Genomic DNA, 24,712 nt, shown 5'->3' with positions numbered 1-24,712 from the left:
CCGCGGAGAGGCCCACGGCGGGCCGCGCCCCCGGGGGTACGCCCGCGGCGGGCCGGGAGGCGGCCGACGCCGCCGCACCGGGGCGGCAGCCTGCGGACACGCCCGAGCCGGACCGCGAGCGCGTGGACACGCCCGCACCGGAGCAGCAGCCCGGAAGTGGTGTGCGCGAGTTCGGCCGGGGCGCTGTGGACGCGCCCGCGCCGGAGCTGGAGCCCGCGGACACGCCCGCGCCGGGGCCGGACCCTGCGGGCAGACCCGCGCCGGGCCGCGAGCCGGGCGATCCGCCCGGGCCCGGGCACGGCTCCGCCGGTACGGCCGACGGCGTCGACGGTGTGTTCAAAGTTCGGCTGGCGAACTTCGAGGGGCCCTTCGATCTGTTGCTTCAGTTGATCTCCAAGCACAAGCTGGACGTCACCGAGGTCGCGCTGTCGAAGGTGACCGACGAGTTCATGGCGCACATCCGGGCCATGGGGCCGGACTGGGACCTGGACCAGACGACCGAGTTCCTCGTCGTGGCCGCCACGCTGCTGGACCTGAAGGCGGCGCGGCTGCTGCCCACCGCCGAGGTCGAGGACGAGGCCGACCTCGCCCTGCTGGAGGCCCGCGACCTGCTGTTCGCACGGCTGCTGCAGTACCGGGCCTACAAGCAGATCGCCGACATCTTCAACCGGCGCCTGGACGAGGAGGCCCGCCGCTATCCCCGTACCGTCGGCCTCGAACCCGAGCACGCCGAGCTGCTGCCCGAGGTCGTCATCAGCATCGGCCCCGAGGGATTCGCGCAGCTCGCCGTGAAGGCCATGCAGCCCAGGCCGAAGCCGCAGGTGTACGTGGACCACATCCACGCCCCGCTGGTCAGCGTGCAGGAGCAGGCGGGGATCGTGGTGGCCCGGCTGAAGGAGCTGGGCGAGGCCAGCTTCCGGGTCCTGGTCGAGGACACCGACGACACCCTCACCGTCGTCGCCCGCTTCCTCGCGCTGCTGGAGCTGTACCGGGAGAAGGCCGTCTCCCTGGAGCAGGAGGCCGCGCTCGGCGAACTGCTGGTGCGCTGGACCGGCGGCGACGGGGAGGCGGCCCCGAGGGTCACCGACGAGTTCGACCGGCCGCCCGAGGTGCCCGAGGTGCCCGAGGAGGAGAAGAAGGCATGAGCGAGACCGATTCCGTCCCGGGCCCGGGTGCCGTCGCCGGCCTGGACCTCAAGCCCGCCCTCGAAGCGGTCCTCATGGTGGTCGACGAGCCCGCGACCGAGGAGCACCTGGCCCGGATCCTGGAGCGGCCCAGGCGGCAGATCGCCGACGCGCTGCGGGAGCTGGCCGACGACTACACCGTGCAGGGCCGCGGCTTCGAGCTGCGCTTCGTCGCGGGCGGCTGGCGGTTCTACAGCCGTGCCGCGTACGCGGCCGCCGTCGAACGGCTCGTGCTGGACGGCCAGACGGCCCGCCTCACCCAGGCCGCGCTGGAGACCCTGGCCGTCGTCGCCTACCGCCAGCCGGTCAGCCGCAGCCGCGTCTCCGCCGTGCGCGGGGTCAACTGCGACGGCGTGATGCGCACCCTGCTCCAGCGCGGTCTCGTCGAGGAGGCGGGCGCGGAACCCGAAACAGGTGCGATCCTGTACAGGACGACGAACTACTTCCTGGAGCGGATGGGCCTGCGCGGCCTGGACGAGCTCCCGGAGCTCGCGCCCTTCCTCCCGGAGGCGGAGGCGATCGAGGCCGAGACCCAGGAGGGCGTACCGTCGTTCGATCCGGACGCCCCGGATTCCGAGGACGCAGACGACAAGACGGAACTTTGATGCGAAGCAGCAGCGGCAGGAACAGCAGCGGAAACAACGGCGGGAGCCGTGGTGGCAACAGCGGCGGCCGCGGCGGGAGCGGTGGTGGCCGCGGTAGCCACCGCGGCGCCGGCAACTCCCGTGACGACAACCAGGGCGGCCGGCCGAAGAAGCCGCGTCCGGAGGAGCGGCGCTACGACGTGGGTCCCGGCGCCACGCAGTCCGGCCCGAAGTCCGGGCGGGGCGCCTCGGCGCGCGGCGGCGCCAAGGGCGGCCCCCGGCAGGGCCAGGGCACCGGGCGCGACCGTTCGGCGCCGGCCCGTTCGCGCGAGTACGAGACGCGGGCCGAGGAGCGCAACCGCGAGCGGTACGCGGGCAAGAAGGACGTGAAGCTGCCCAAGACCTTCCCGGGCGCCGAGCAGGAGGGCGAGCGGCTGCAGAAGGTCCTCGCGCGGGCGGGCTACGGCTCCCGGCGCGCCTGCGAGGAGCTGATCGAGCAGGCCCGGGTCGAGATCAACGGCGAGATCGTCCTGGAGCAGGGCCGCCGCGTGGACCCGGAGAAGGACGAGGTCAAGGTCGACGGCCTGACGGTCGCGACGCAGTCGTACCAGTTCTTCTCGCTCAACAAGCCCGCCGGTGTCGTCTCCACCATGGAGGACCCGGAGGGGCGCCAGTGCCTCGGCGACTACGTCACCAACCGCGAGACCCGTCTCTTCCACGTCGGCCGGCTCGACACCGAGACCGAGGGCGTCATCCTGCTCACCAACCACGGCGAGCTGGCGCACCGCCTCACGCACCCCAAGTACGGCGTGAAGAAGACCTACCTCGCGCACATCGTCGGCCCGATCCCGCGCGACCTCGGCAAGCGCCTGAAGGACGGCATCCAGCTCGAGGACGGCTACGCGCGCGCGGACCACTTCCGGGTGGTCGAGCAGACCGGCAAGAACTACCTGGTCGAGGTGACCCTGCACGAGGGCCGCAAGCACATCGTGCGGCGCATGCTCGCCGAGGCGGGCTTCCCCGTCGACAAGCTGGTGCGCACCGCCTTCGGCCCGATCACCCTGGGCGACCAGAAGTCGGGCTGGCTGCGCCGCCTGAGCAACACCGAGGTCGGGATGCTCATGAACGAGGTGGACCTCTAGGAGTCACGACCTCCAGGAGGCGCCTGCACGGCGTTGTGACGGCCGGTCCCGGGGTATCCGGGGCCCGGCCGTCGGCGTGTGCGGGAACGGGGCTCCAGGGCGCGCCGAGGGGCTTGCGCGACAGACGCGCGCCTCTTTATGGTCGTAGCGACTATTAGTCAGGCTGACCATAAAGACTGACCGTAAAGGGGGTGGACGCGGTGAGCGCCGAGGTCCACGGCGAGTCCGCCTGCGACAAGCACGCCTACGACAAGTACGCCTACGAGCCCTTCGTGACCGTCGACCTCGCCGTCCTCACCGTCCGCGAGGGCGTCCTGCACGTGCTGCTCGTCGAGCGCGGACAGGAGCCGTACGCCGGCCGCTGGGCGCTCCCCGGCGGCTTCCTGCTGCCGCACGAGTCCGCGGAGACGGCCGCCCGGCGCGAACTCGCCGAGGAGACCGGACTCGCGGACGTCTCCGGTCTGCACCTGGAGCAGCTGCGCACCTACAGCGAGCCGGACCGCGACCCCCGGATGCGCGTCGTGTCCGTCGCGTTCACCGCGCTGCTGCCCGAGCCGCCCGAGCCGCGCGGCGGCGGCGACGCGGCCCAGGCCCGCTGGCTGCCCCACACCGCCGCCCGGTCGCTCGCCTTCGACCACGACCGGATCCTCGCCGACGCCCGCGACCGGATCGGCGCGCGGCTGGAGAACAGCCGCGCCGCCACCTCCTTCTGCCCGCCCGAGTTCACCCTCGGCGAGCTGCAGCAGGTCTACGAGGCCGTGTGGGGCACGGCCCTCGACCGGCCCAACTTCCGCCGCAAGGTGCTCGCCACGCCCGGCTTCGTCGAACCCGTGCCCGGCGCCGCCCGGCTGACCGGCGGCCGCGGCAAGCCGGCCGCCCTCTACCGCGCGGGCACCGCCACCGCCCTGCACCCGCCCCTGCTCCGACCGTCCCGGGAAGGACGCCCATGACCACCCGCCCCGCGAGCAAGCGCGCCGCCACCGGATCCCTGACCGGACTCGCCCTCGGCGACGCCCTGGGCTTCCCGACCGAGTTCAACGACGTGCCGTCCATCCTCGCCAAGTGCGGCCCCTGGCGGGAGATGGAACTGCCGAAGCACGCCTTCGTCTCCGACGACACGCAGATGACCCTCGCCGTCGGCCGCGGCCTGCGCACGGCCATGGACCGCGGTTTCCTGGCCCCGAGTCGCCTCGAGCGGCCGCTGCGCGAGGAGTTCGTGGACTGGTACCACTCGCCCGAGAACAACCGCGCCCCCGGCCGCACCTGCCTGACCGCCTGCGCGCTGCTGAACGAGGAGGGTCGGCCCTGGCAGGACGCCAGCCAGATCGGCTCCAAGGGCTGCGGCGCCAACATGCGGGTCGCCCCGATCGGGCTCGCCCCCGGACTGAGCGACGAACAGCGCTCCGGCGCCGCCCAGTTGCAGGCCGCGCTCACCCACGGCCACCCCACCGCGCTGGCCGCCTCCGACCTCACCGCGCACGCCGTCCACCTGCTCGCCCAGGGCATCGATCCCGCCGGACTCGTCGGGCGGCTGCGCTCCTACGCCTACGACCACCGCACCCGCTACGACCACACCTGGCTCGGCGACCTGTGGACCCGCTCCCAGGACCCCGGCCCCGAGCACTTCATCGCGCGCGGCTGGGACGAGTGCCTGGCGATACTCGGCCGGCTCCAGGAGGCCGTGCGCGACGCCTCCCCGGAGACCGACCCCTGCCTGGCCACCGGAGCCGGCTGGATCGCCGAGGAAGCCCTGGCCACCGGGCTGCTGTGCTTCCTGCTCTTCCCCGACGAACCCGTCACCGCGCTGCGCCGGGCGGCGTGCTCCTCGGGCGACTCCGACTCGATCGCCTGCCTCACCGGCGCCTTCGCGGGCGCCTGGCTCGGCGCGGACGCCTGGCCGGCCGAGTGGACCGACCGGATCGAGTACCGGGGCGACCTGTCGGCACTGGGGGCGCTCTGGGACGCTTAGGCCCATGATCGACGACCTCGACATGGACCTGACGCCCGTGATCGCCGAGCAGCCCCACCCCCTGCTGTTCGCGACGGTCTCCGGGGCCCACCTGTACGGCTTCCCCTCCCAGGACTCCGACCTGGACCTGCGCGGCGCCCACCTGCTGCCGGCGGCCGACCTGGTGGGGCTGCGCGAGCCGGAGGAGACGCGGTCCCTGGCGTGGGTGCGGTTCGGCGTCGAGATGGACCTCGTGACGCACGACGTGCGCAAGTTCGTCCGGCTGATGCTCCGGCGCAACGGCTACGTGCTGGAGCAGCTGCTCTCGCCCCTGGTCGCGCACACCACGGAGGAGCACCGGGAACTGACCGCTCTCGTCCCCGGCGTGCTCACCGGCCACCATGCCCACCACTACCGCGGCTTCGCGGTCACCCAGTGGCGGCTGTTCGAGAAGACCGGCGAGCTCAAGCCGCTGCTCTACACCTTCCGCGTGCTGCTCACCGGCATCCACCTGATGCGCAGCGGCGAGGTCGAGGCGCATCTGCCCACGCTCCTGGAGCAGGTCGACGCGCCCGGCTACCTGCCGGAGCTGATCGCCGCCAAGGCGGAGCGCGAGCACGGCGGCGCCGACGTCGACCACGCGCGCGTGGAGGCCGACGTGGAGCGGCTGCACGCCACGCTCGACGCGGCGCAGGCCGCCTCAGCGCTGCCCGACACGCCCACCGCCCACGACGCCCTGCACGACTTCCTGGTACGGGTCAGGCGCGCAGGCTGAGGCACGCCGGACCCGGTGCAGGAAGCCGGCCACGCGCGCGTGGTCCGGCTCCGGCGGCAGCGGGGTGTGCCGGAGGGCCTCGTCGGTCTCGGCGGCGAGCCGGACCATGCGCGCCTCGACCTCGGCCCACGGCACCTCGCCCCGCTTCACCGCGAGGAGCGGCTCGCGCCGGTCGCCCACGTCGAGCCGCAGCTCGCCGGTGCGCAGCAGGTCGCGGGCGCTCTGCAGCAGGCGCAGCAGGTGCATCGCGTGCTTCCAGCGCGGGGCGCCCGTCGTGCGGACGTCGGCGTCGAGCTTGCGGCGCTGGCCGAGGGCGTAGCGGGTGAAGGTGCCGTGCACCTGCTGGGACAGGAAGGCGCCGCGCAGCGACAGCAGCTCGCGGCCCGTGTCGTCCACGTGCTCGACCAGCGGGGAGTGCAGGCACTCCAGGATGTTCGGGTTGCCGCGCAGCGCCAGCTCGCAGAACCGCTCCAGCTCCCAGGAGAACCGCTCCTCGCCCGGTCCCTCCACATGCGTCGGCGGCTTGCGGAAGCGCCAGAACAGCGGAGTGGGGGCGAGGAAGACGCCTCTGCGGTCGGTGTCGCTGGTCTCGGTGGCCAGGCCGAAGGCGCGTGACCCCATGACGCAGGAGTAGATCGTGTGGTCGCGCACCAGGTCCTGGGGGTCCGGGTGCTCCTCGGGGGTCTCGGGCCGCATGCCGGGAGCGTACGCGGACCGCTCACGCCAGGTGGATCGAATTTCCCTTCACCGTGATCGTCCGCGGGGGCAGTGGCTTGGTCGCCGGGCCGTGCGCCACCGATCCGTCGGTGATCTCGAACCTGCTGCCGTGACAGGGGCAGTCGATGGTGCCGTTCGCCACTTTGTTCACCGTGCAGCCCATGTGGGTGCAGATCGCGGAGAAGGCCTTGAAGTCGCCCTTGGCCGGCTGGGTGACCACGACCTTCTGCTCCTTGAACACCTTGCCGCCGCCCACCGGGATCTCGCTCGTCCCGGCCAGCTTCTCGGTACGGGGCGCGGAGCCGCTCTGGTTGCCGCCGCACCCGGCGGCGAGCGTCGCCACGCCCGTCGCGAGAACCGTGCGCCGCGTGGTGCCGTTGGTCATGTGCCACTCCGAAGGGGAAGACCGAGAGGACAGGGGACAAAGGGGGTGAATAAGTAAAACCCGGCCATCTTCGCATCGAACGTACCCGGGGCGCCGGAACCCCGGACCGCCCGTCACCGGTTCGGGCCCCGTCTCACCCGGCGGGCGCCGCGCGCCCGGCCGGCCGGGGCTGACTACGCTGGACGGGCAGAGAGTCGGTACGCATGTCAGCGAGGAGCAGCGCCGTGGCGGTACGAGCGGTCCGGGGGGCCGTCCAGCGGGACCCGGACGAGACCGGACACAGGGACGAGCGGGTGGCCGCCCGGCGCGAGGACGTCGCCCGGTGAGGACCGCACTCGTCATCGGCACCGGGCTCATCGGCACCTCCGCCGCGCTCGCCCTCACCCAGCGGGGCGTCGTCGTGCACCTCGCCGACCACGACCCCGAGCAGGCCCGCACCGCGGCCGCGCTCGGCGCCGGCACCGACGAGGCCCCCGCGGGCCCGGTGGACCTGGCGCTCGTCGCCGCCCCGCCCGCCCACGTGGCCGCCGTCCTCGCGGACGCCATGAGCCGGGGCCTGGCGCGCGGCTACGTCGACGTGGCCAGCGTCAAGGGCGGTCCGCGCCGCGATCTCGAGGCACACGGCCTCGACCTGTCGTCGTACATCGGCACCCACCCCATGTCCGGCCGGGAGAAGTCGGGGCCGCTCGCCGCGACGGCCGACCTGTTCGAGGGGCGCCCCTGGGTGCTCACCCCGACCCGCGACACCGACACCGAGGTCCTCAACCTCGCCCTTGAGCTGGTCTCGCACTGCCGCGCGGTCCCGGTGGTCATGGACGCCGACGCCCACGACCGGGCCGTCGCCCTCGTCTCGCACATGCCCCACCTGGTCTCCAGCATGGTCGCCGCCCGCCTGGAGAACGCCGAGGAGGCCGCCGTACGGCTGTGCGGACAGGGCATCCGGGACGTCACGCGGATCGCCGCCTCCGACCCCCGGATGTGGATCGACATCCTCTCCGCCAACCCCGGCCCGGTCGCCGACCTCCTCGCGGACGTCTCCACCGACCTGGACGACACCGTGCGCGCGCTGCGCGCCCTGCAGTCCTCCGACGAGGCCAAGCGGCGCGAGGGCAGCGCCGGCATCGAGGACGTGCTGCGGCGCGGGAACGCCGGGCAGGTGCGGGTACCCGGGAAGCACGGGTCCGCTCCGCGGGTCTACGAGGTCGTGGCCGTGCTCATCGACGACCAGCCGGGACAGCTGGCCAGGATCTTCGCCGACGCCGGACAGGCCGGGGTCAACGTCGAGGACGTGCGCATCGAGCACGCGACGGGACAGCAGGCGGGTCTCGTCCAGCTCATGGTCGAGCCGAAGGCGGTGCCGGTCCTGACGGCCGCGCTGCGTGAGCGCGGCTGGGCGCTGCGCCAGTAGGACCGGCGGCAGAACCGGCCGCAGGACAGCCCGCGGGACCGCGTCCCGCACCCGTCCGGCACGCGTGCGTCCGGACGAGTGACCCGTACCCAGTAACCTTGTGCGGGGCGCTCTCGCTCCCCGCTCCCCGCACCGCACCAGGAAGGTGTCCCCCCGTGGAAAACGGCGCCCCGACCGCCAAGCCCGTCATCGTCGCGATCGACGGTCCCTCCGGCACGGGCAAGTCGAGCACGTCGAAGGCCGTGGCCGCGCAGCTCGGCCTGAGCTACCTGGACACCGGTGCCCAGTACCGGGCGATCACCTGGTGGATGGTCTCCAACGGCATCGACCTGGAGGACCCCACCGCGATCGCGGCCGTCGCCGGCAAGCCGGAGATCGTCTCCGGCACCGATCCGGCCGCCCCGACCATCACGGTCGACGGCGTCGACGTGGCCGGCCCGATCCGCACCCAGGAGGTCACCTCCAAGGTCAGCGCGGTCAGCGCGGTGCCCGAGGTGCGCTCCCGGATCACCGAGCTGCAGCGCTCGCTGGCCTCCGGCGCCGAGCTCGGCATCGTGGTCGAGGGCCGGGACATCGGCACGACCGTGCTGCCCGACGCCGACCTGAAGATCTTCCTCACCGCCTCCGCCGAGGCCCGCGCGGCCCGCCGCAGCGGTGAGCTGAAGGGCGCCGACGTGCAGTCCACCCGTGAGGCCCTGATCAAGCGGGACGCGGCCGACTCCAGCCGCAAGACCTCGCCGCTCGCCAAGGCGGCCGACGCGGTCGAGGTGGACACCACCGAACTCACCCTCGCCCAGGTCATCGAGTGCGTCGTCACCCTGGTCGAGGAGAAGCGAGCCGGGAAGTGAGTCTTCCGTCCCTGCCCACGGAGCGGGGCGCCGAGGTCGGCCGGCGCATCGGCGTCGGTCTGATGTTCGGGCTGTGGAAACCGCGTGTGCTGGGCGCCTGGCGGATGCCCGCCACCGGTCCGGCGATCCTCGCCGTGAACCACTCCCACAACATCGACGGACCGATGGTGATGGGCGTGGCGCCCCGGCCGACGCACTTCCTGATCAAGAAGGAGGCGTTCATCGGCCCCCTGGGCTCCTTCCTGAGCGGTATCGGCCAGCTGAAGGTGGACCGCGCCTCCGCCGACCGCGCGGCCATCGGCCAGGCGCTCGGCGTCCTGGAGAACGGGGGAGTGCTGGGCATCTTCCCCGAGGGCACCCGGGGCGAGGGCGACTTCGCCTCCCTGCGGGCCGGCCTCGCCTACTTCGCGGTCCGCAGCGGGGCGCCGATCGTGCCCGTGGCCGTCCTGGGCAGCTCCGACCGGCCGGGACGGCTGGTCAAGGGACTGCCCCCGCTGCGCTCCCGCGTCGACGTCGTCTTCGGCGACCCGTTCGAGGCGGGCGACGGCAGCGGACGGCGCACCCGCAGGGCGCTGGACGAGGCGACCGAGCGCATCCAGAAGCAGCTCACCAGCCACCTGGAAAACGCCAGGCGCCTGACCGGGCGCTAGGCGACACTTGAGTAGTGGATCAGCCCAAAAGGGTCGTTCCACCGATCACCACGATGAACGACGAGGTACGGACTTCATGAGCGACCAGATCCAGCCCGAGGGCTCGGCAGAGCACGAGTACGAGCACGGGGCGCTCGGCGACGCCGAGTACGCGGAGTTCATGGAGCTCGCCACCGAAGAGGGCTTCGACCTCGAGGACGTCGAGGGCGCCATCGAGGCGGCCGGCCACGGGCCGCTCCCGGTCCTCGCCGTCGTCGGCCGGCCGAACGTCGGCAAGTCGACGCTCGTCAACCGGATCATCGGCCGGCGCGAGGCCGTCGTGGAGGACAAGCCCGGCGTCACCCGCGACCGCGTCACCTACGAGGCCGAGTGGGCGGGCCGCCGCTTCAAGGTCGTCGACACCGGCGGCTGGGAGCAGGACGTCCTCGGTATCGACGCCTCCGTGGCCGCCCAGGCCGAGTACGCGATCGAGGCGGCCGACGCGGTCGTCTTCGTCGTGGACGCCAAGGTCGGCGCCACCGACACCGACGAGGCCGTCGTACGGCTGCTGCGCAAGGCCGGCAAGCCGGTCGTGCTGTGCGCCAACAAGGTCGACGGCCCGAGCGGCGAGGCCGACGCCTCCTACCTGTGGAACCTGGGCCTCGGCGAACCGCACCCGGTCTCCGCGCTGCACGGCCGAGGCACCGGCGACATGCTGGACGCCGTCCTCGAGGCGCTCCCCGAGGCGCCCGAGCAGAGCTTCGGCGCCGCCGTCGGCGGCCCGCGCCGCATCGCGCTCATCGGCCGCCCGAACGTCGGCAAGTCCTCGCTGCTGAACAAGGTGGCCGGCGAGGAGCGCGTCGTCGTCAACGAGCTGGCGGGCACCACCCGCGACCCGGTCGACGAGCTGATCGAACTGGGCGGCGTGACCTGGAAGTTCGTCGACACGGCGGGCATCCGCAAGCGCGTCCACCTCCAGCAGGGCGCCGACTACTACGCCTCGCTGCGCACCGCGGCCGCCGTCGAGAAGGCGGAAGTGGCCGTCATCCTGATCGACGCCTCCGAGAACATCTCGGTCCAGGACCAGCGCATCGTCACCATGGCGGTGGAGGCGGGCCGCGCGATCGTCCTCGCCTTCAACAAGTGGGACACCCTCGACGAGGAGCGCCGCTACTACCTCGAGCGGGAGATCGAGACCGAGCTGGGCCAGGTCGCCTGGGCGCCCCGGGTCAACGTCTCGGCCCGCACCGGCCGGCACATGGAGAAGCTGGTCCCGGCGATCGAGACCGCCCTCGACGGCTGGGAGACCCGTGTCCCGACGGGTCGGCTGAACGCCTTCCTCGGCGAGCTGGTCTCGGCCCACCCGCACCCGGTCCGTGGCGGCAAGCAGCCGCGCATCCTGTTCGGCACCCAGGCCGGCACCAAGCCCCCGCGGTTCGTCCTGTTCGCCTCCGGCTTCATCGAGGCGGGCTACCGGCGCTTCATCGAGCGCCGGCTGCGCGAGGAGTTCGGCTTCGAGGGCACCCCGATCCACATCTCTGTGCGGGTGCGCGAGAAGCGCGGCGCGAAGAAGAAGTAGCGGTCCGAGGCCGCGGCGCCGTCAGGCGCCGGCGGCGCGACGGCGAAGGGCGGCCCCCGGTGTGGGGGCCGCCCTTCGCCGTACGCCAGTCCCGCGGGTCACGTGCCCCGGCGCGGGCCGGGCGGCAGTGCCGCCGGGACATGGTGCATCCCGGTCTCCTGGGACCGCCCGATGGTGCCGATCCGCTGCCACTGCGCCTGCTGCTGGCCGCTGCCGTGCCGGGCGCTGTACGCCCCCGCGCTGTAGGCGCTGTAGTGCGCCCGGTAGGAGCCGGTGCTGTGCGGGGCGATGCCGAAGGCACTGAACCCCAGCTCCTCCTCGCCGCTGCGGTCACCCGGCAGCGTGCGGAAGCTCCTGACCCACTCCGCGTAGAGGGAGTCGTAGATCGGCGTGGCGGACGCGCCGCCGACCGACTCCTGGCCCGCCCGTGCGGACGGGATGGAGGAGTAGGAGGACCGGCGGGGAGGAGGGCTGTCGTATGCGTGCACGTATGTCCAAACGACGGCAGCCCGGAAGGGATGCGGCCGATGCGCGGCTTTTGGGAGGGTGACGCCGGGTTTCCGGCGCCACCGTAGTCCCGGGTGGCGCTCAGGTGCCCGCGAGCGGCAGCGCCGCCGCGACCAGCTTGCCGTTCGCCGCCGCCTTGTCCAGGGCCTCGCGCAGCAGGTCCTCCCGCGGCTGGCGCCCGATGGAGCCCACCGGGGCCGCGAACAGCAGTACCTGCTGGTGCTTGTTGGCGGCGGCCCGCCAGCTGTCCGTGACCTGCAGCGGCTGGTGCGCCTGCCACCAGGCCACGGGCTGACCGCCGCCCGGGCCCGGCTGGAGCACCGCGTGCAGCTGGCCGACGGCGAGCAGCACCGACCAGCCGTGCAGCACCGGCGGCACGGACACCAGCTCGGTCACCGGCATGAAGCCCTGCTCGATGAGGAGCGGGAGGAAGTCGTCGCCGACCCCGGTGGAGCCGGGCCGCACGATCGGGGCCGTCGGCTCGACCACCAGCGCGGGGTGCAGCTCGCCCTCGACCAGCACGAGCCCGCTGGTCACGCCGAGCACGGCCTGCTCGGGCACGGGCCGCTGCGGCGTGCCGCCCGTGGCCAGGTCGCCGCCGGTGCCGCCGATGGAGCGTACGGCGCCCTGCAGCTGCTCCTCGGTGACCTGGACGACCTGGGAGGGCAGGCACCCGGCGTGGGCGAAGGCGAGGACGGCGGTCTCGTCACCGACGAACAGAACGGTGCTGGTGCGCTCCTGCTCGGAGTCGCCCGGGGTGCGGCAGGACGTGCAGTCGTAACTGCCCGGGGCGTTCTCTCCGGCGAGCAGCCGGTCGGCTTCTTCGTCGCCGATCTCGGCGCGTACGGCGGCACTCACGTCGAGCATGCGCGGCACGGTGGCTCCCTCGGGATGCGGTGCTGGGTCGACCGGGTGGCTCCCGGCCCCTGAGCCCCGGGGTTCCGGGCTCATGAAGAAGACAACGGGCGTCCTGTGGTGGGGGTCACGCCCCGAGCACGACGGAATCGAACCATCCACCGCACAGGGTCACCTGAGGTACGGAATTGGCCACTCACCGTCAACTCGGTGCGGAGTCAAGGAACTTGAACGGGTGAAGTGGGTCACAGATCGCCTCAGCTGGTGGTCGAAAAATCAGGAAATCAGCGTATGAAACGGCTGGCCGAAAATCGACGATACCTGTGGTAACGGCGAACTGGCCTGGAATGACAGGGAGTTGGTTGATATCGACCGCCCGCACTCCCTACATTCCTCCGCCGTGTGCAGACAGCACCGCTCGGGTACGTCCACCGGCCGGCACCGGACAGAGCACGACCGGCGCCGGTCACGGCGGACGGGGCGGGCACGGAACACCGCGGCCATGCGCGGCGCACCGTGTCCCGTCCGGGGGAGCCCGGGTTCGTGGGAGAGGGAATTACATGTCCGAGTGTGCCGATACCACCCGTACCACCGCCCGTCACGACGGCGCCCGCAAGGGCCGTACGACGGCCGCCCTCACCGGGGCGGCGCTGCTGGCCCCGCTGGGCCTGCTGGCCGCGACCGGCAACGCGGCGGCGGCGGACGACGGAGTGTGGGACCGCATCGCCCAGTGCGAGAGCGGCGGCAACTGGCACATCAACACCGGCAACGGCTACTACGGCGGGCTCCAGTTCTCCGCCGGCACCTGGCGCGCGTACGGCGGCTCCGCCTACGCCCCGACGGCCGACCAGGCCTCCAGGGGCGCGCAGATCGCCGTCGCCGCCAAGGTCCAGCAGGCCCAGGGCTGGGGCGCCTGGCCGGTCTGCTCGGGCCGGGCCGGCGCCTCGGGAGCCGCTCCCGCGGCCGCCTCGGGGGCCGCGGCCAAGACGGGCGTGACGACGAAGTCCGCACCGTCGAAGGCGCCTCAGCGCCCCGGCACCCACGTCAACCGCGGCGCCTCGCGCGGCGGCTACACCGTCCGCGAGGGCGACACCCTGAGCATCATCGCCGCCCGGCACGGGACCACCTGGCAGCGGATCTACTCCGCCAACAGGTCGGTCATCGGCGGCGACCCGGACATGATCGTGCCCGGCCAGCGCCTCGCGCTCTGAGCGAGGGTCCGCCTCCCCGGCAGCCGCTGTCCCGACGAGGACAGCGGCTGTCCGCATCGGCTGGCAGACTCGGCCCATGTTGGAGACCTCGGCACGGCTGCTGCGTCTGCTCTCGCTCGTCCAGGCCCACCGCGAGTGGTCGGGGGCCGACCTCGCCGAACGGCTCGGCGTCACCGCGCGCACCGTCCGCCGGGACGTGGACCGGCTGCGCGAGCTGGGCTACCCGGTCAACGCGAGCCCCGGCACCGGCGGCGGCTACCAGCTCGGCGCGGGTGCCCGGCTGCCCCCGCTGCTGCTCGACGACGACGAGGCCGTCGCCGTGGCGGTGGGCCTGCGCACCGCGGCGGGGCAGGGCATCGAGGGCATCGGCGAGAGTTCCGTGCGCGCCCTCGCCAAGCTGGAGCAGGTGCTGCCGGACCGGCTGCGGCACCGGGTGAGCGCGCTCAACGCGTTCACCGTGCCGATGCTGCGCAGCGGCCCGCCGGTGTCCCCCGTCGACCCGGCCCTGCTCACCGAGCTCGCCCACCTGTGCCGGGACGCCGAGCGGCTGCGCTTCGAGTACCGCAGCCACGAGGGCGTCGCCAGCCGCCGCACCGTCGAGCCGCACCGGCTGGTGTGCACCGAGCGGCGCTGGTACCTGGTCGCCTGGGACGTCGACCGGGAGGACTGGCGGACCTTCCGCGTCGACCGCATCACGCCGAAGCCGCCGCACGGCCCGCGCTTCACCCCGCGCGAGGGGCCGGCCGAGGACCTCGCCGCCCATGTGTCGCAGGGCGTCTCCACGCGCGCGTACGCCACCCACTCCGCGGTCCGGCTGCTGGTGCCGCTGCACGAGGCCGCCGAGCGGGTCTCGCCGTCCGCCGGGACGCTGGAGGCCGACGGGGAGCACGCCTGCGTCCTGCGCAGCGGGGCACCGAACCTGGACGTGATGGTCGTTCACATCATGCTGCTGGGCCTGCCCTTCGAGGTGCTGGAGCCGGCCGGGCTGACCGAGGCCGTCAGGACGCTCCGGGACCGCCTCGACGCCGCTCTGGACCGGAGCACGGCACGGCCGGCCGCGGGCTGACGCCCGCGCGGGGCGGGTGCGGAATCCGGCTATTTCCCATGCGGCGTCAGTTCCCTCGGCAGGGTGGCCGATTCCGCCCGATTCCACGGGAAAACAAGTTCCGAACCGGCCGCGATCCGCGCCCTGGCGCTTCCCGTCGGATATTCCGGGGGTACGCTCCGGGGCGCGGAAATTCTGTTCGAATACCCGCGTTCGGTGAAGGGAAACCCCCGTACGTGTGACGCAGTTCGACGGTATCCGGTGTCGGGAAGCTGTGACAGAAGTGTGACCGGGGGCGGACGGTGTGCCGATCACGGGCTGCGCTTCCGTCACCGGGCGATGCGGCCTAGCGTGGCCGTATGGCATCGAATCCCACTCCGCCGGCGGAGCCCCAGGACAGTCCGGACGCGTACGTCGGCCTCGACGCCCAGGGCGCAGAGCGGCTCGCCCGGCAGCGCGGCTGGTCGACGGTGAGGGCCCTGCCGCCGGGCACGATCATCACCATGGAGTACCGGGTGGGCCGGCTCAACTTCGAGGTGCGCGACGGCCGGGTGGCGCGTGCCTGGAAGGGCTGACCCGTCCGCACGCGTATGACGAAGGCCCCGCTCCCGGAACCGGGAGCGGGGCCTTCGTCATACGCGGGGGCGGGTGGTGCGTACCGGGCCCCGTGGCCGTGGCGGCCGGTCAGCCGCCGGTGAGCGGGCGGACCGGCTGGGAGGTGCCGCGCGGCACGCGGTCGGCGTGCGGCGGTCGGCGGCTGCCCGCCGGGGTGACCGGAGTGCGCTCCGAACGGGCCGTGTGCGGACCGGGGGCCAGGTGGATCGGCGCCCGGGAGCCGCGCACCGACGCCACCGGCTCGCGCGCCGGTGCGTGCTGGTCGGCGGCGGTCCGCGGCTTGAGGACCACCGGGGTGACGGGCACGGCCGGCACGGGCACGGTGCGGCCGCGGCGGGCGCGCCAGCGGTCGCGCAGCACGAAGAGCCCGGTCTCGGCCCGGGTGACCAGGGGCTCGAACCAGGGCAGGGCGAGGAGGATCAGCAGCCCCGCGGCCCAGCCCAGCAGCACGTCGCTCAGCCAGTGCGTACCGAGGTAGACGGTGGTGAGGCCGACGCCGAGCGAGGTGACCGCCGACACGGCGGACAGCCAGCGGCGGGCCCTCGGGCTGGAGGCCAGATACGCCAGGATTCCCCAGGTCACCACGGCGTTGGCGGTGTGGCCGCTGGGAAATATATCGCCGCCGAGACCCATCTCGTTCGAGCCGATCACGGTCGCGTAGTGCGGACCGAGCCGCCCCATGCCGAGCTTGGCGGCACCGACCGTGACGTTGAGCAGCAGCAGGGAGGCAGCCAGGGTCAGCAGCGGGCGCAGCGTGTGCTGCCGCCAGGAGCGCCAGCCGAGCCAGGCCGCGACCATCACGGCGGTGGGGCCGCGCTGGCCGAGCACCACGTAGTAGTCGAGGAAGGCGTGGATCTGCGGCCACTGCTGGTACGGCCGGAAGAACATGACCTGCCAGTCGAGCCGGACCAGCCAGGAGCTGATCACGACGGCCCACACGATCGCCAGGTAGAAGGCGAGGGTCGCCGTGAACAGCACGACCCGGTGCCGGCTCATCCTCGGCACATCGATGTGGGCCGGCCGTTCCGGCTCACGGTCGAGTCTGGCGAAGACCCGGTCCAGACGCCGGGTCAGGTTTCGTTCGGTACGCACCCAATCGACGTTACAGCGGGTGAGGTGTGTTCCCGGTCGAAACAGGGTCTTTGTGATGACGATGTGATGTGGGAAACCTCTCAGGAGAGGTCAGAATTCACAGGATTCGGCAATCCGGTGAGAGTGCTTCGTGCAATTCCTTTGATCATGCCGGGTGTTGTTTATATCGCCCTTATGAATTCGTTCACCCGGTCCTGGTGTGGAATTCTCCGGAGCGTCACGGACCGCCGGAGCCGATCATGGCGCCGGTCATGGCGCCGATCACGGCGGTCCGGAGCCGTTCAGCCAGAACGCCCCGTAGACCGCGCTCGCCGCCGCCACACCGGCCGTGACCAGTACCGCCCTTGAGGTCCGGATCCCGGCCAGCGCCTGGGCGAGCGGGAACAACACCGGGAAGGCGGGCATCAGCAGCCGCGGCTTGGACCCGAAGTAGCTGGAGGCGCACAGCGCGAGCGCGAGGACGACGCCGGTGTACACCAGCAGCGCCACGGGCTGGTGCCGGCGTACGCACGCCACGTAGAGCCGGATCAGCAGGGCCACCCCGACGATCAGGCCCGCGCCCGCGAGGGCCGACGGGAACGACGTGAACTTGTCGGCGACGAAACGGGCGAAGGCGTACCCGCCGTCGAACCCGTTGCGCCATCCCGCCTGTACGTCGAGGTAGCCGAGCGGGCCCTTGCCGGTGCGGTGGCCGACCCACAGGACGTAACCGGCGGCTCCCAAGGGGGCGATGAGCAGACCGGTGATGAGTGACGGGAGTGACCGCAGGGGCGGAGGTGAAGACACGGAGGCGCGCGCGGCGACCGGCGCGCCCCACGACGCGGAAGAGGCGTGCGCAGACTCGTCCGCGCTCCCGTTGTGCGCCGACCGCCCCGCGCGCACCTCGTCCGCCGGTTCGGGGGCGCGACCGCCGTCGTGCGCGCCGTGCGCGTCCCGGGCGCTTCGGTAGCGCACGAAAGAGATCACGCCGGCCGTCCAGACCGCGGCCACCACCGCGAGCCCCACCGGCCGGGTCAGCCCGGCCAGCGCCGCCAGTGCGCCCGCGGTCACCCACCGGCCGGTCAGCACCGCGTACAGCGACCACGCGGCCAGCGCCGTGAACAAGGACTCGCTGTAGGCCATCGACTGCACGATCCCGACCGGCAGCACCGCCCACAGCAGCACCGCGCAGACCCCGGCCCGGCGGCCGTACACGTGCTCCGCGACCGCGAAGATCCCGGCGGCCGCCGCGAGCGAGGCGAGCACGGAGACGACGAGGCCGGCGTCCGCGTACGACAGCGGCGCGACCGTGTGCAGCAGTCGCTCCAGCCAGGGCAGCAGCGGGAAGAACGCGAGATTGGAGTGGACGTCGCCGTTCGGCAGCCGCACCTCGTAGCCGTACCCCAGGTCGGCGACCCGGGTGTACCAGAGCGCGTCCCAGCGCGCGGTGAGCAGCGTGTGGGCGCTCTTGCCGCGCGCCGCGCTCCACCCGGCCAGCACGAGGAGGCCCAGGGCGCGCACCCCCACGTACCCGAGCAGGGCCGGGGCGGCCCGGCGGGGGAATGGGGTGCGGGGCGGGGCCACGCGGGTCGCAAGGTCGGTCACGGGCTCGATTATCGACCGGCCGCGGAACCGCCCCGGTCGCCGGGGCGTGACAAGGGCCGTGCGGGGTGGCGTACGCCACACGGGTTGGGTCCCGCGTGTGAGAGGTCCGCCACGTGACCCCACGGCGGACTCGCGTACGCTGACGAGTCACCTGCGTGGGTTTGCGCGGGCCGGGGACACCGCTCCTCTCCGGCCGTACGACGGGGATCCCCACCCCGCCGATCCGCCGCACGCGAGGGATCATCTGGGAGGTACGTACATGTCCGGGACGACCACGGCTGCCGTACGGCCGCTCCGTCGGGCGCCCGCGGCCGGTGCCAACCGCTGGGTCGTCCTCGTCGTCCTCTGCGTCAGCCTGCTGCTCGTCGCCCTCGACGCGACGGTGCTGCACGTGGCGGTCCCCGCCGTCACCGAGGATCTCAGGCCCGGTGCCATCGAGCTGCTCTGGATCGTCGACGTCTACCCGCTGGTCTGCGCCTCGTTGCTGATCCTCTTCGGCACCCTCGGCGACCGGATCGGCCGCAGGCGCGTGCTGCTGCTCGGCTACGCCCTCTTCGGCGTCGCCTCCGCGGTGGCCGCCCTCGCGCCCAGCGCGCAGACGCTGATCCTCGCCCGCGCGCTGCTCGGCGTCGGCGGCGCCATGATCATGCCCGCCACCCTGTCGATCCTCCGCCAGGTCTTCCCCGACCGGCGCGAACGCGCTCTGGCCATCGGTATCTGGAGCGCGGTCGCGGCCGTCGGGGCCGCGGTCGGGCCGCTGCTCGGCGGTTTCCTGCTGGAGCACTTCTGGTGGGGCTCGGTCTTCCTCGTCAACATCCCGCTGATGCTGGTCAGCCTGCCCGTCGGACGGCTGCTGCTGCCCGAGTCGCGCGGCGACCGCGACGGTCCCTGGGACGTCGTCGGCGCCCTGATGGCGGCGGGCGGACTGTTCGGAGTGGTGCTGGGGGTGAAGCGGCTCGGCGGCGGTGAGCCGGTGGCGAGCCTGCTGACCCTGGTGCCGCTGCTGCTGGGCGGCACGCTGATCGTCCTCTTCGTGCGCCGCCAGGGGCGGTGCGCGCACCCGCTGGTCGATCTGCGGATGTTCCGCCGGGCCGCCTACAGCACCTCGGTGGGCTGCATCGTGCTGGCGATGCTCGCGCTGGTGGGCCTCGAACTGATCGCGGCGCAGTACCTCCAGCTGGTCCTCGGTCTCTCGCCGCTCCAGACGGGCCTGAGACTGCTGCCGCTGACCGTCGCCGCGATGGCGGCCGGCCTCGCGGGCGCGCGGATGCTGCGCCGCTTCGGGCCGCGCCGGATGGTGTGCTTCGGCTTCTGCCTCACCGCCGCCGCGGTCCTGACCCTGACGGCGATGGGCGGCACCGACGACGCCGGCCTGCTGCTGTTCGGCTTCGTCCTCCTCGGCTTCGGTCTGGAGACCACGCTCTTCGGGGCGTACGAGTCGATGCTGAGCGAGGCGCCCGCCGAGCAGGCCGGCGGTGCCGCCGCGATCGGCGAGACGTCGTACCAGCTCGGCGCCGGGATCGGCATCGCCCTGCTGGGCAGCGTGATGAACGCGTCCTACGCCCCCGGCCTCGCCTCGGTCCCCGGAGTGCCCTCGCGCGCCTCGGCCGCGGCCGGCCACTCACTGGGCGAGGCCTATGACGTGGCGGGCCGGCTGGGCGGGTCCGCCGGGGCCGCGCTGCGCCGGGCCGCCCGGGACTCCTTCGTGCACGGACTGCACGTCACCCTGCTGGTGAGCGCGGGCCTGCTGCTGCTCGGCGCCGTGATGGCGCTGCGGCTGCCCCGGGTCATGCAGTGCGGCGAGGAGACCGCGGAGGTCGGGTCGGGCGAGGCGGCGGAGCGCGCGGCCGAGGTGGGGCTGCCCTCACCGCGGGAGGCCGTGCAGCCACGGGTGTCGGCCTGACCCCCGCTCTGGACGTGCGGGAGACTGCACCGTAACGTCGGCTGCGGAGTCGTGACTAGCGCTGCTAGTTTTCCCGTGCGCAGCGCGCCGCAGCGTGCCCCAGTGTCCCGGAGGGTGTTCCATGTCCGCGTCCGCGAAGTTGCCCCCGTTCGATGCCGCCGACCCGCTCGGCATCGACGACCTGCTGGACCCGGAGGACCTCGCGATCCGGGACACCGTCCGCGCCTGGGCCGCCGACCGTGTGCTGCCGTACGTCGCCGACTGGTACGAGAAGGGCGAGCTGCCCGGCATCCGGGACCTCGCGCGCGAACTCGGCGGGATCGGCGCCCTCGGCATGTCGCTCACCGGATACGGCTGCGCCGGCGCCACGGCCGTGCAGTACGGACTGGCCTGCCTGGAGCTGGAGGCCGCCGACTCCGGCATCCGGTCCCTGGTCTCCGTCCAGGGCTCCCTCGCCATGTACGCCATCCACCGGTTCGGCAGCGAGGACCAGAAGCGGGAGTGGCTGCCGCGGATGGCGGCCGGCGAGGTGATCGGCTGCTTCGGGCTCACCGAGCCCGACCACGGCTCCGACCCCGCCTCGATGCGCACCCACGCCAAGCGCGACGGCGACGACTGGATCCTGAACGGCCGCAAGATGTGGATCACCAACGGGTCCGTGGCCGGGGTCGCCGTGGTCTGGGCGCAGACCGAGGACGGCATCCGCGGGTTCGTCGTGCCCACCGACCGCCCCGGCTTCTCGGCGCCCGAGATCAAGCACAAGTGGTCCCTGCGCGCGTCCGTGACCAGCGAACTCGTCCTCGACGACGTACGGCTGCCCGCCACCGCCGTGCTCCCGGAGGTCACCGGTCTGCGCGGACCGCTCGGCTGCCTCTCGCACGCCCGCTACGGCATCGTCTGGGGCTCGATGGGCGCGGCGCGCAGCAGCTTCGAAGCGGCGCTCCGGTACGCGCGGACCCGGGAGCAGTTCGGGCGGCCCATCGGCGGCTTCCAGCTCACCCAGGCCAAGCTCGCCGACATGGCGGTCGAGCTGCACAAGGGGATCCTGCTCGCCCACCATCTGGGGCGGCGGATGGACGCCGGCCGGCTGCGCCCCGAGCAGATCAGCTTCGGCAAGCTCAACAACGTCCGCGAAGCCATCGAGATCTGCCGTACGGCGCGGACGATCCTCGGTGCCAACGGGATCTCCCTCGAATACCCCGTGATGAGGCACGCGACCAACCTCGAGTCGGTGCTCACGTACGAGGGCACCGTCGAGATGCACCAGCTCGTGCTGGGCAAGGCGCTCACCGGGCTCGACGCCTTCCGGTGAGCCCCCGGGGGGAAGGCAGGGCCGGGGAGCGGCCCTGCCTCAGCTCTGGTTGAAGAAGCCGTCCTCGCGGTGCTTGGCCGGCTCGCCGCTGACGATCTCCGTGTTGGACGGTGTCAGCAGGAAGACCCGGGTGGCCACCCGCTCGATCGTGCCCCGCAGGCCGAAGGTCAGGCCCGCCGCGAAGTCGACGACGCGCTTGGCGTCGGCCGGCTCCATCGCGGTGAGGTTCACGATGACCGGGACACCGTCCCGGAACAGCTCGCCGATGGCGCGGGCGTCCCGGAAGCTGTCCGGCGTGACCGTGCCGATGCGGCGGCCCTTCTCCTCGGCCGTGTCCGTGGCCACCTTCACCCGGGGGTCCGTGACCCAGGCGTCCTGGGACCCGGTGCCCTCGGAGTAGTCGTCGTCGTAGTAGCGCTCGTCATCGTTGTCGTCGACGAGGCCGAGCCACGCACTCGCCTTGCGTACCGATCCCATGGACGCCTCCTCTCACAGCGGTCCTTCTTGCTTTCCGCATCCCTATGGTCATCCATGATGCGGACGGCGCGCCAAGTGGATAGACGCCGCGCGGGGGGTTTGTGACGGTACTGGTGCACAGCGGATCCGTCGAGAGTCCTTGTGCCCCAAGGGTCGCGACTCATACGGCTGCTGACTGTGAGTGAAATATGATTGTCGTTGGCGGACGGGTGATGCACGGTGCGTACGGGTGAACGCGTGACCTGATACGAGCTGACAGTCGGCCGATACGATGCCCCGGCTCAACGTCACCACGCATCACGGGGGATCGTCGTGTTCGGAATCGTCAGGCCGTGCGGCCATCGGCTGGGGGAGGGCCTCAAGGCCCAGTGGACGGCGCACTTGTGCGGACTCTGCCTGGCACTGCGTCGTGATCATGGACAGTTCGCCCGTATTGTGACGAACTACGACGGGCTTCTCCTATCGGTTCTGACAGAGGCTCAGGCGGGCCTGGCGGGCGGGTCCCGGCGCACGGCCGGCCCGTGCGCCCTGCGCGGGATGCGGACCGCGTCCGTCGCGCAGGGCGAGGGCGCGCGGCTGGCCGCCGCCGTCTCGCTGGTCCTCGCCTCCGCCAAGGTGCGCGACCATGTCGCCGACCGGGACGGGCTGCTGGCCCGCAGACCGGTGGCGGCGGCGGCGCGCCGGGTCGCGGCCGGCTGGGGGCGGGCCGGAGAACGCGGCGGATCGGCGGTCGGGTTCGACACCGGTGTCCTGCTGGACGCCGTCGACCGGCAGACCGGCATCGAGGCACTGGCCGGGTTCGGCACCCCGCTGCTGACGGTCACCGAGCCGACCGAGACCGCCACCGCGGCCGCCTTCGCGCACACCGCGGTGCTGGCGGGGCGGCCGGGCAACGCCGGCCCGCTCGCCGAGGCCGGCCGGCTCTTCGGGCGGCTCGCCCACCTGCTGGACGCCGTGGAGGACCGGGAGGCCGACGCGCTCTCGGGCGCCTGGAACCCGCTCACCGCGACCGGCACCTCCCTCACCGAGGCCCGCAGGCTCGCCGGGGACGCCCTGCATGGCATCCGGCTCGCCCTGCGGGAGGCAGAGTTCGCCGACGGCCGGCTCGCCCACCTGCTGCTCGTGCACGAACTCCGGCGCTCCGTGGACCGCGCCTTCGGCACGCTGCCGGCCTGCGCCGCGCACGGGTCCGCCGGGCAGGGACCCGCCGCGCACGGGCCGGTGTCCGGGCCCGACCCCTACGCGTCGTTCGGGCCGGGCGGGCCGCACCTGCCGCACAAGCCCAGGGTGCCGCGCGCCCTGCTGCCCGGGTGCGGGGCGTTCCTGCTGCTCTGCTGCACCTGCCGGATGTGCTGCGCCGAGGAGTACGAGGGCCCCTGGTCCCGGAAGAAGCGCGAGGGCTGCTGCCGGAACTGCGACTGCGACGGCTGTAGCGGGTGCGGCGGGTGTGACGGCTGCGCCGGCTGTGGTGACTGTTGTGAAGGGTGCGACTGCTGTGACTGCTGCTGCCCCTGCGACAGTTGCTGAGCGGACGGGACCTGGATCATCCGGAGGGACGAATTCCGGACATCCCCGGTGCGGGAGGGCGCGGGGCGGCGGTGTGAATACCAGCCGATCCGGCCTCCCGTCCGGAGAAGTCAAGGCCCCTGTGCGGGCGGACGGTTGAACGCTGCACGGCCGAAAGGCGCCCTTGTGCCGACCGGCCGTTCGGCCGAATACTCCCCCCAGCGCTTGTCAGGGGCATGAATATCCGGGGATTCCGGGCCGTCCCTGGCTGCGCCTCACGGGCCCCGACCCCACGCGGGCCCCCCGACTCTCCCTGGGAGGGAACGAAACGTGAGGATCAAGCGCACCACTCCCCGCAGCGGCACGGCGAGACGGACCCGGCTGATCGCCGTGGCGACCGGTTTCCTGGCCGCGGCCGCGTTCGCCGCCCCCACCGCGAACGCCGGCGAGGCCCACACGTTCAGCGCCACCCAGCTCACCAAGGCGAGCGACTCCGTCCTCGACGCCGACGTACCCGGCACGGCCTGGGCGGTGGACAGCAAGACCAACCGTGTCGTCGTCACCGTGGACAGCACGGTGTCCAAGGCCGAGATCGCCAGGATCAAGCGGCAGGCCGGCGCCGACTCGGGCGCGCTGACCATCAAGCACACCGCGGGCAAGTTCAACAAGCTGATCACCGGTGGCGACGCCATCTACGGCGGCTCCTACCGCTGCTCGCTTGGCTTCAACGTGCACAGCGGCAGCACGTACTACTTCCTGACCGCGGGACACTGCGGTGAGGTCGCCTCCACCTGGTACAGCAACTCCAACCACTCCACGGTGCTGGGCACCAACGTCGGCTACAGCTTCCCGGGCAACGACTTCGCGCTCGTGCGGTACACCAACTCCTCGATCGCGCACCCGAGCGCGGTCGGCAGCCAGACCATCAGCCGCGCGGCCACCCCGTCCGTGGGGACGACCGTCTACCGGCGCGGTTCCACCACCGGCACCCACAGCGGCCGGGTCACCGCGCTCAACGCCACGGTCAACTACGGCAGCGGTGACGTCGTCTCCGGCCTGATCCAGACCACGGTGTGCGCCGAGGGCGGCGACAGCGGCGGCCCGCTCTACTCCGGGTCCACGGCCTACGGCCTGACCTCGGGCGGCAGCGGCAACTGCTCCTCCGGCGGCACGACGTTCTTCCAGCCGGTCACCGAGGCGCTCAGCTACTACGGCGTGACCCTTCCCTGACGGGTACGGCTCCGGCGGGCCCCCGCACGCGCGACGCGTGCGGGGGCCCGCTTGTGTGCCGGTGTTTCCGCAGGTGGGGGGCGGTCGAGCGGATGTCGCACACTTGTTCGGGAATGGGGGTATGGTGGGCTTGGGAACAGATGTTCGAGAGTCGGACGGGGTTCGTGAGTCGTGGA

The 24,712-nt window shown here is 72.8% G+C and carries 24 protein-coding genes; 17 read left to right on the top strand and 7 right to left on the bottom strand.

The window, feature by feature from the left end; translation table 11 throughout:
- The 6 genes from PV343_RS25940 to PV343_RS25915 form a co-directional block, all read left to right on the top strand.
- Positions 1-1,145, top strand: a 1,145-nt coding sequence (locus tag PV343_RS25940; protein WP_415923514.1) for a segregation/condensation protein A, incomplete at its 5' end; no start/stop codon positions are given.
- Positions 1,142-1,789 carry an SMC-Scp complex subunit ScpB gene (scpB, locus tag PV343_RS25935; RefSeq protein WP_319149371.1) on the top strand — a complete coding sequence of 216 codons (648 nt, stop codon included), beginning with the start codon at positions 1,142-1,144 and terminating at the stop codon, positions 1,787-1,789. The genes PV343_RS25940 and scpB, both read left to right, overlap by 4 nt.
- The gene (locus PV343_RS25930; RefSeq protein WP_319149370.1) at positions 1,789-2,910 is read left to right on the top strand and encodes a pseudouridine synthase; all 1,122 of its coding nucleotides are present in this window, start codon (positions 1,789-1,791) and stop codon (positions 2,908-2,910) included. Before scpB ends, PV343_RS25930 begins: the two co-directional genes overlap by 1 nt.
- Positions 2,911-3,101: 191 nt before the next feature.
- A complete protein-coding gene (locus PV343_RS25925) occupies positions 3,102-3,860 on the top strand; it encodes an NUDIX hydrolase (protein WP_319149369.1) in 759 nt (252 codons plus the stop codon).
- Positions 3,857-4,879 carry an ADP-ribosylglycohydrolase family protein gene (locus PV343_RS25920; protein ID WP_319149368.1) on the top strand — a complete coding sequence of 341 codons (1,023 nt, stop codon included), beginning with the start codon at positions 3,857-3,859 and terminating at the stop codon, positions 4,877-4,879. Before PV343_RS25925 ends, PV343_RS25920 begins: the two co-directional genes overlap by 4 nt.
- Positions 4,880-4,883: 4 nt before the next feature.
- Entirely contained in the window at positions 4,884-5,633 is a 750-nt protein-coding gene (locus tag PV343_RS25915) for a DNA polymerase beta superfamily protein (protein WP_319149367.1), read from the top strand.
- On the opposite strand, the gene PV343_RS25910 is transcribed toward PV343_RS25915, so the two are convergent.
- On the bottom strand, positions 5,559-6,329 hold the full coding sequence (locus PV343_RS25910) for a DNA polymerase beta superfamily protein (protein WP_319149366.1): 771 nt from the start codon (positions 6,327-6,329) through the stop codon (positions 5,559-5,561). The two genes, PV343_RS25915 and PV343_RS25910, sit on opposite strands and share 75 nt — an antisense overlap.
- Before the next feature lie 22 nt (positions 6,330-6,351).
- A complete protein-coding gene (locus tag PV343_RS25905; RefSeq protein ID WP_319149365.1) occupies positions 6,352-6,735 on the bottom strand; it encodes a Rieske (2Fe-2S) protein in 384 nt (127 codons plus the stop codon).
- A 322-nt stretch (positions 6,736-7,057) separates the two neighbouring features.
- Here PV343_RS25905 and PV343_RS25900 point away from each other — a divergent pair, with 322 nt between their 5' ends.
- From PV343_RS25900 to der, 4 genes are all read left to right on the top strand, one after another.
- Positions 7,058-8,143, top strand: a complete 1,086-nt coding sequence (locus PV343_RS25900; protein ID WP_319149364.1) for a prephenate dehydrogenase — start codon at positions 7,058-7,060, stop codon at positions 8,141-8,143.
- 155 nt (positions 8,144-8,298) lie between these two features.
- Entirely contained in the window at positions 8,299-8,991 is a 693-nt protein-coding gene (cmk, locus tag PV343_RS25895; RefSeq protein WP_319149363.1) for a (d)CMP kinase, read from the top strand.
- 62 nt (positions 8,992-9,053) lie between these two features.
- Positions 9,054-9,641, top strand: a complete 588-nt coding sequence (locus PV343_RS25890) for a lysophospholipid acyltransferase family protein (RefSeq protein WP_319149376.1) — start codon at positions 9,054-9,056, stop codon at positions 9,639-9,641.
- A 76-nt stretch (positions 9,642-9,717) separates the two neighbouring features.
- Positions 9,718-11,199, top strand: a complete 1,482-nt coding sequence (der, locus tag PV343_RS25885) for a ribosome biogenesis GTPase Der (RefSeq protein WP_319149362.1) — start codon at positions 9,718-9,720, stop codon at positions 11,197-11,199.
- A 98-nt stretch (positions 11,200-11,297) separates the two neighbouring features.
- On the opposite strand, the gene PV343_RS25880 is transcribed toward der, so the two are convergent.
- Positions 11,298-11,687 carry a hypothetical protein gene (locus PV343_RS25880; protein ID WP_319149361.1) on the bottom strand — a complete coding sequence of 130 codons (390 nt, stop codon included), beginning with the start codon at positions 11,685-11,687 and terminating at the stop codon, positions 11,298-11,300.
- A gap of 100 nt (positions 11,688-11,787) precedes the next feature.
- The gene (locus tag PV343_RS25875; RefSeq protein ID WP_319149360.1) at positions 11,788-12,582 is read right to left on the bottom strand and encodes a hypothetical protein; all 795 of its coding nucleotides are present in this window, start codon (positions 12,580-12,582) and stop codon (positions 11,788-11,790) included.
- A 539-nt stretch (positions 12,583-13,121) separates the two neighbouring features.
- Between PV343_RS25875 and PV343_RS25870 the strand changes: the two genes are divergently transcribed.
- The 3 genes from PV343_RS25870 (at position 13,122) to PV343_RS25860 (ending at position 15,392) form a co-directional block, all read left to right on the top strand.
- The gene (locus tag PV343_RS25870; protein ID WP_319149359.1) at positions 13,122-13,772 is read left to right on the top strand and encodes a transglycosylase family protein; all 651 of its coding nucleotides are present in this window, start codon (positions 13,122-13,124) and stop codon (positions 13,770-13,772) included.
- Between the two features lie 76 nt (positions 13,773-13,848).
- Positions 13,849-14,838 (top strand): YafY family protein, encoded by a 990-nt coding sequence (locus PV343_RS25865; RefSeq protein WP_319149358.1) that lies wholly within the window; start codon positions 13,849-13,851, stop codon positions 14,836-14,838.
- Between the two features lie 338 nt (positions 14,839-15,176).
- Positions 15,177-15,392 (top strand): I78 family peptidase inhibitor, encoded by a 216-nt coding sequence (locus PV343_RS25860; RefSeq protein WP_319149356.1) that lies wholly within the window; start codon positions 15,177-15,179, stop codon positions 15,390-15,392.
- A gap of 109 nt (positions 15,393-15,501) precedes the next feature.
- Here the strand turns inward: PV343_RS25860 and PV343_RS25855 are convergent, their stop codons facing one another.
- Both PV343_RS25855 and PV343_RS25850 read right to left on the bottom strand, forming a co-directional pair.
- Positions 15,502-16,524 carry a phosphatase PAP2 family protein gene (locus PV343_RS25855; protein ID WP_319149355.1) on the bottom strand — a complete coding sequence of 341 codons (1,023 nt, stop codon included), beginning with the start codon at positions 16,522-16,524 and terminating at the stop codon, positions 15,502-15,504.
- Positions 16,525-16,785: 261 nt separating this feature from the next.
- On the bottom strand, positions 16,786-18,108 hold the full coding sequence (locus tag PV343_RS25850) for a glycosyltransferase family 39 protein (RefSeq protein ID WP_319149354.1): 1,323 nt from the start codon (positions 18,106-18,108) through the stop codon (positions 16,786-16,788).
- A gap of 259 nt (positions 18,109-18,367) precedes the next feature.
- Between PV343_RS25850 and PV343_RS25845 the strand changes: the two genes are divergently transcribed.
- Positions 18,368-20,011 (top strand): MFS transporter, encoded by a 1,644-nt coding sequence (locus PV343_RS25845; protein ID WP_319149353.1) that lies wholly within the window; start codon positions 18,368-18,370, stop codon positions 20,009-20,011.
- A gap of 121 nt (positions 20,012-20,132) precedes the next feature.
- Entirely contained in the window at positions 20,133-21,323 is a 1,191-nt protein-coding gene (locus tag PV343_RS25840; protein ID WP_319149352.1) for an acyl-CoA dehydrogenase family protein, read from the top strand.
- A 39-nt stretch (positions 21,324-21,362) separates the two neighbouring features.
- Here the strand turns inward: PV343_RS25840 and PV343_RS25835 are convergent, their stop codons facing one another.
- Complete coding sequence (locus tag PV343_RS25835) at positions 21,363-21,800, bottom strand: cell division protein SepF (RefSeq protein WP_020939115.1); 438 nt, start codon at positions 21,798-21,800, stop codon at positions 21,363-21,365.
- A gap of 312 nt (positions 21,801-22,112) precedes the next feature.
- Between PV343_RS25835 and PV343_RS25830 the strand changes: the two genes are divergently transcribed.
- The gene (locus PV343_RS25830) at positions 22,113-23,327 is read left to right on the top strand and encodes a DUF5685 family protein (RefSeq protein ID WP_319149351.1); all 1,215 of its coding nucleotides are present in this window, start codon (positions 22,113-22,115) and stop codon (positions 23,325-23,327) included.
- Positions 23,328-23,636: 309 nt separating this feature from the next.
- On the top strand, positions 23,637-24,536 hold the full coding sequence (locus PV343_RS25825) for a S1 family peptidase (RefSeq protein WP_319149350.1): 900 nt from the start codon (positions 23,637-23,639) through the stop codon (positions 24,534-24,536).
- Positions 24,537-24,712: the final 176 nt, after the last annotated feature.

Origin of the sequence: Streptomyces sp. WI03-4A, from assembly GCF_033792105.1 — a bacterium.
In the GTDB taxonomy this organism is placed as follows: domain Bacteria; phylum Actinomycetota; class Actinomycetes; order Streptomycetales; family Streptomycetaceae; genus Streptomyces; species Streptomyces collinus_A.
Note: the sequence above shows the minus strand (reverse complement) of the source record. Positions and strands in the feature narration are given on the sequence as shown.

What these genes read in the sequence shown, in the direction of transcription:
- PV343_RS25840 (WP_319149352.1), top strand. Translation starts at nt 20,133, where the DNA reads ATGTCCGCGTCCGCGAAGTTGCCCCCGTTCGATGCCGCCGACCCGCTC.
- PV343_RS25920 (WP_319149368.1), top strand. Translation starts at nt 3,857, where the DNA reads ATGACCACCCGCCCCGCGAGCAAGCGCGCCGCCACCGGATCCCTGACC.
- der (WP_319149362.1), top strand. Translation starts at nt 9,718, where the DNA reads ATGAGCGACCAGATCCAGCCCGAGGGCTCGGCAGAGCACGAGTACGAG.
- PV343_RS25835 (WP_020939115.1), bottom strand. Translation starts at nt 21,800, where the DNA reads ATGGGATCGGTACGCAAGGCGAGTGCGTGGCTCGGCCTCGTCGACGAC.
- PV343_RS25890 (WP_319149376.1), top strand. Translation starts at nt 9,054, where the DNA reads ATGTTCGGGCTGTGGAAACCGCGTGTGCTGGGCGCCTGGCGGATGCCC.
- PV343_RS25860 (WP_319149356.1), top strand. Translation starts at nt 15,177, where the DNA reads ATGGCATCGAATCCCACTCCGCCGGCGGAGCCCCAGGACAGTCCGGAC.
- PV343_RS25915 (WP_319149367.1), top strand. Translation starts at nt 4,884, where the DNA reads ATGATCGACGACCTCGACATGGACCTGACGCCCGTGATCGCCGAGCAG.
- PV343_RS25870 (WP_319149359.1), top strand. Translation starts at nt 13,122, where the DNA reads ATGTCCGAGTGTGCCGATACCACCCGTACCACCGCCCGTCACGACGGC.
- PV343_RS25930 (WP_319149370.1), top strand. Translation starts at nt 1,789, where the DNA reads ATGCGAAGCAGCAGCGGCAGGAACAGCAGCGGAAACAACGGCGGGAGC.
- scpB (WP_319149371.1), top strand. Translation starts at nt 1,142, where the DNA reads ATGAGCGAGACCGATTCCGTCCCGGGCCCGGGTGCCGTCGCCGGCCTG.
- PV343_RS25905 (WP_319149365.1), bottom strand. Translation starts at nt 6,735, where the DNA reads ATGACCAACGGCACCACGCGGCGCACGGTTCTCGCGACGGGCGTGGCG.
- PV343_RS25865 (WP_319149358.1), top strand. Translation starts at nt 13,849, where the DNA reads ATGTTGGAGACCTCGGCACGGCTGCTGCGTCTGCTCTCGCTCGTCCAG.
- PV343_RS25910 (WP_319149366.1), bottom strand. Translation starts at nt 6,329, where the DNA reads ATGCGGCCCGAGACCCCCGAGGAGCACCCGGACCCCCAGGACCTGGTG.
- PV343_RS25845 (WP_319149353.1), top strand. Translation starts at nt 18,368, where the DNA reads ATGTCCGGGACGACCACGGCTGCCGTACGGCCGCTCCGTCGGGCGCCC.